Here is a 4782-nt window from a genome sequence, read left to right as displayed (position 1 = left end):
CGGGGGAGTCGCGGGCTCCTCGGGGACGGTGCGGCCCGCGAGGGCGCGGACCTGGTCGCCGGGCATGCTCGCGTCGATCGGGGTGCCGGGGTTGAGGACGAACGTCCACGCGGTGTCGGGCCACGCGGCGACCATCTCGTGCAGGGTCGGCATCACGAAGCGCGACGAGCTGAGGGCGTCGTTCATCCACTTCAGCGACGTGAACACCTGGATGGACGTGCGGCCGTGGACGTCGACGGGCTGCCACGGGAACGCGGGGTCGTCCGGGGCGACGCCCCACGGGGTGTCGGGGTCGGCGGGGACGAGGACCTGCGCGCCGAGCAGGATCTTGTAGAAGGCGTCGGTGTCGCGGCGGCGGGCGGCGTCGAAGAGGCGCTGCTCGATCTCGTTCTGCGGCTCGAACCCGTCGGTCATCCGCTGCGCGGCGCGCTGGTCGGCCCAGGTCGCGAGGCCGGGGAGCTGCTGCGCCTGGACGGTGCCGCCGGCGGGGGAGCCGGAGTTGATCGCGAGCTGCCAGTCGGGGTGCGGCCAGTAGCGGAGCGCGACGGTGAACGGCAGCCGGATGTACTCGGTGCCGGTCCCGGCGGCGCGCGCGGCCTCGATGAGCCGTTCCGGGGACGTGAAGACGGGGACGACCGTGGCGCCGTCGACGTCGCGGGTCTGCCACGGGAAGCCGGGGCGGCCGGGGCGCAGCGAGTAGTCGGTGTCCTCGGGGACGGGGAGCAGGACCTCGGTTCCGGCGAGCGTCTGCAGGAAGAGGTCGTGGTCGTTGTTCGCGGCGGCCCGCAGCAGTTCGCGTTCGACGTCGTTGGCGGGCTGGAACTCGGGCCGGCGGGCCTCGCGGGGCAGGTCGCGGTGCTGCCCGCGGAGCTCCTCCCACGGTCCCTCGGCGGGCGCGCCGGGACGGCCGACGCGGGGCGGGCGCCCGTCGCCCTCGGCGACCTGCCGGACGAACCAGGACGGGAGCCGCGCCTCGATCGGCAGGGCGGCGTCGACGCCGGGCCCGGGGACGTCCACGGCGAGCCACCAGGCGGCGTCCGGCCAGCTCTGCGCGATGTCCTCGAACCGCAGCGTCATGAAGTGCCGGTAGGAGGGGCCGAGGCAGGCGCGCATCGCCGCGGCGGACGTGTAGGTCAGGACGTGGACGCGGCCGTCCTCTTCCTGGGTGGGCCACGTCGGCTGCGCCGTGTTCGCGAGGACGTCGTCGACGACGTCCGGCGGGACGGGCAGGACCAGTTCGCTGTCCGCGAGGACGCGGAAGTAGCCTTCCTGGTCGCCGGCCCGTACGCTCTCGTGCAGTCGGCGCTCGAGTTCCGACGTGGGTCGCCACGCGTCGGCCACGGTCGCCACCCCCTGTTTCTTCCGTGCTCGTCCCCACGCGACTGCCTACGCTACATGGGCGAACAGGACCAAAGAGCCTATACGTCCGGCGGTGCGGGAGTCCCCGCAGGTCAGCGGGACGGCCCGGTCCGCGAGGGTGACGCGGATCCGATTGCGGGTCCCGGTCCACCGACAGCGTAAGCGTCGTCCCGCGCGCCTTCCACCGGTCCGGTGAACCCGACGCGATACGGAAGTATGTGCGGGGGCGAACGTGCATCGAGCGGGAGGAATCAATGCCGATTCGGACACTTGCCGGGGCCGTGCTGCTGGCGGGCGCCGCGGGACTGCTGGGCGGGTGCGGTGTGCTCAGCGGCAACTCCGACGAGGTGTGCGCGTCCGTCACCGCGGAGTACCGGCGGTTCACGGACGAGATCGAGCGGGCGTCCGCGTCCGACGGGGGCCCGTGGCGGCAGGCGACGCAGAGCTTCGCGGGGCGTATCGACGCGCTGGCGAAGAAGGCGGACGATCCGCGGCTGAAGGACGTCCTCCAGCAGCAGACCGCCCGCCTCCAGGCCGCCTCGGGGCGGCTCGCGGAGGGCGACGTCGCCGAGCTGGACGCCGTCCTGCGGGACGCCCCCGCGAAGATCGGCGCCGTCTGCGACGGGTGACCGGGGCGGGTCAGCCCGTCCCACCGGGCGGGCCGCCCCCGCCGCCGGGGTCGCCGCCGCCACCGTCGTCGCCGCCCCCGCCGCCGGGGTCGCCTCCGCCGCCGGGGTCGCCTCCACCGTCGTCCCCGCCGCCGCCGTCGCCTCCGCCGTCGCCCGGGTCGGGCGGGGCCGTGCCGCCGCCGTCACCGGTCGGCGGGGGCGGGCCGTCCGGCTCCTCCGGCCCCTGGGACGGCGGACCGTCGGGCGGGCCGGACGGCTCGGGGTCGTCGCGGTCCTCGGTGCCGCCGGTCTGCGGCGCCCCGCCGTAGCCGCCGCCCGGACGCATCGACGGCTCGCCGAACGACTTCGGCTCCAGGTCGGCGATCCGGACGGCCTCGGACATGTAGGAGCGCCAGATCTGCGCCGGGAGCGCCCCGCCGTACGCGCCGTAGCCGGGGATGTCGAGCGGCTTGCGGTCGCTGTTGAACATCGCCACGCTCGTCGCCATCTGCGGGATGAACCCGTTGAACCAGATCGCCTTGCCCTCGTCCGTGGTGCCCGTCTTGCCCGCGACGTCGCGCCCGTCCGGGAGCTGCGCGCCCGTCCCCGTGCCGTACTGGACGACCCGCTGCATCGCGTACGTGGCGTCCCGGGCGTCCTGGGCGCTGAACGCCCGCTCGCCCTTCTCGGTGAACGTGCGCTTGTGGCCCTCGTTGTCGGTGACCGACTCGACCGTGAACGGCTGCCGGAACACGCCCTCGGACGCGAACGCCGAGTACACGCCCGCCTGCTGCACCGGGTGCAGCGACACGATGCCGAGCGGCAGCGTCGCGGCGCCCCGCTGGCCCTCGGTGATCTGCGACGACGGGATGCCGAGCTTCTCCGCCATCTCGAGGATGGTGTCGTTGCCGATGTCCCGGCCGAGGTTCACGTACGCGGTGTTGACCGAGTTCTGGGTGGCCTGCGCGAGGTTGACCGTCCCGAAGCTGCGGCCGCCGTCGTTCCTGATCGGGGTGCCGTTGATGTAGATCGGCGAGCTGCCGTTGTACGTCGTGGACAGCGACTTGCCCGCGTCGAGCGCGGCGATCAGCGCGATCGGCTTGAACCCGGACCCGGCCTGCGCCCAGTCGCCGAACGTGCTGGTCAGCGCCTCCTCGAGGTAGCCGCGGCCGCCGTAGAAGCCGACGACCTTCCCGGTGGCGGGATCCACCGAGATGAGGCCGGCCCGGGTCTTCTTGCTCGTCCCGTCCGGGACGTTCGACTCGACGGCCTCCTTCGCGGCGTCCATCAGCCGCTTGTCGAACGTCGTGGTGATCTTCAGGCCGCTGCGGTTGATCTCGTCCTCGGTGTACCCGCGCCGCTCGACGAGCTCCTTGCGGGCCACGTTGACCATGTAGCCCTTCTGGCCCTTGAGGATGTCCGTGACGTGCTGCTCGACGGGCTCGGGGAACCGCATCGAGGACGCCTGCGACGACGTCACCATGCCGTTGTCGGCCATGTTGCCGAGCACCGACCGCCACCGCGCCTCGACGCGCGCCTGGTTCTCCTCGGTCAGCTCGGAGAAGTTGCTCGGCTGCTGGATCGCCGCGGCGAGGTAGGCCCCCTCCGCCGCCGTCAGCTCGCTGACGTCCTTGCCGTAGTACGCCTTCGCGGCGGCCTGCACGCCGTACGCGTTCCGCCCGAAGTAGATGGTGTTGAGGTACTGCTCGAGAATCCAGTCCTTCGACTTCGACCGGTCGACCTTCAGGGCGACCATGATCTCCTTGAGCTTCCGGGTGATCGTCTGCTCCCGGCCGATGCCGCCGTAGTAGTTCCGCACCATCTGCTGGGTGATCGTCGACCCGCCCTGCAGCTGCTTGCCGGTCACGGTCGACCACACGGCGCGCGTCGTGCCCTGGAGCGAGACCCCGGGGTCGTCGTAGAAGGTGTCGTTCTCCGCCGCGATCACCGCGTTGCGGACGTGCTCGGGGATCCGGTCGAGCTCCACCGCCGTCCGGTTCACCCCGGTCTTGGCGATCTGCGTCTCGCCGTCGGCGTAGTAGAAGATCGGGCCCTGCGCGAGCGCCTTCTCCTGCGGCGACGGCACCGGGGTGAACAGGTACGCGACGGCGAACGCCGCCGCGCAGAACCCGAGGAACCCCAGCACGGCGAACACGACCCGCCGCATGATCCGCCGCTTCCTGCTGCGCGTCTTCTTCCCGGGCCCCTTCTTCCCGGGCCCGTCCGGTCCTTCCTCGGACACCACGCCCCCCGACGCAGTTCTCGCCTCGGACGCGCCCTCCGCGCGTCCCCGACCCGCACCGCCCGCGGGCGTCCCGCCCGGATCGACGGCCGTCTCCCCGGCACCCGTTCCCGCGGACCGATCACCGAAGCCTTCCGCAGCGCCGCCGCCGTCCCGGTTGCCGTCCCCGTCCGCGTCGCCGTCGCTGTCGATTCCCCCGGCCCCGGCGGCGGTGCCGACTGCGGCGGCGGCGCCGGCGGGGGCGGTCTCGTCTGCGCCGGTGCCGTCGGCGTCGGCGGTCTCATCCTCTGCGCGGGTGGTGTCGGCGCCGGACGGGCGGACGGCCGCGTCCGCGTCACTCGCGTCCGGCTCGGCGCCCGTTTCATCCGCCTTATCCGCCGCGCTCGCCTTGTCCGTCTCCGGCGGGCTGCTCGCCGTGCTCGCCGCGTCCGTGGCGGCCTCGTCCGCCTCGCGGTCCGCCTCGCGGTTCGCCTCGTCGGCCTCGCGGTCGGTCTCGTCGTCCGCCGTGTCGTCCGCTGGTTCGTCCGCCCCGGCGTCCGCTGGGGCGTCCGGTTCCGGTGGGCGGGGGCCGTT

Annotated in this window: 3 protein-coding genes; 1 reads left to right on the top strand and 2 read right to left on the bottom strand. The window is 73.4% G+C overall.

Annotated elements, in window-relative coordinates:
• Positions 1-1350 (bottom strand): SseB family protein (locus DMH08_RS38590; protein ID WP_148108658.1); only part of this gene is annotated, 1350 nt, incomplete at its 3' end.
• A gap of 263 nt (positions 1351-1613) precedes the next feature.
• Here DMH08_RS38590 and DMH08_RS38585 point away from each other — a divergent pair.
• Positions 1614-1988 carry a hypothetical protein gene (locus DMH08_RS38585; protein WP_125621187.1) on the top strand — a complete coding sequence of 125 codons (375 nt, stop codon included), beginning with the start codon at positions 1614-1616 and terminating at the stop codon, positions 1986-1988.
• Positions 1989-1998: 10 nt separating this feature from the next.
• Here DMH08_RS38585 and DMH08_RS38580 read toward each other — a convergent pair.
• A partial coding sequence (locus DMH08_RS38580; protein WP_148108657.1) for a transglycosylase domain-containing protein occupies positions 1999-4782 on the bottom strand: 2784 nt, incomplete at its 5' end.

This window comes from Actinomadura sp. WAC 06369 (assembly GCF_003947565.1).
GTDB classification, from domain to species: Bacteria; Actinomycetota; Actinomycetes; order Streptosporangiales; family Streptosporangiaceae; genus Spirillospora; species Spirillospora rifamycini.
The sequence above is the reverse complement of the archived record's forward strand: the minus strand, read 5'-3'. Positions and strand labels throughout refer to the sequence as shown.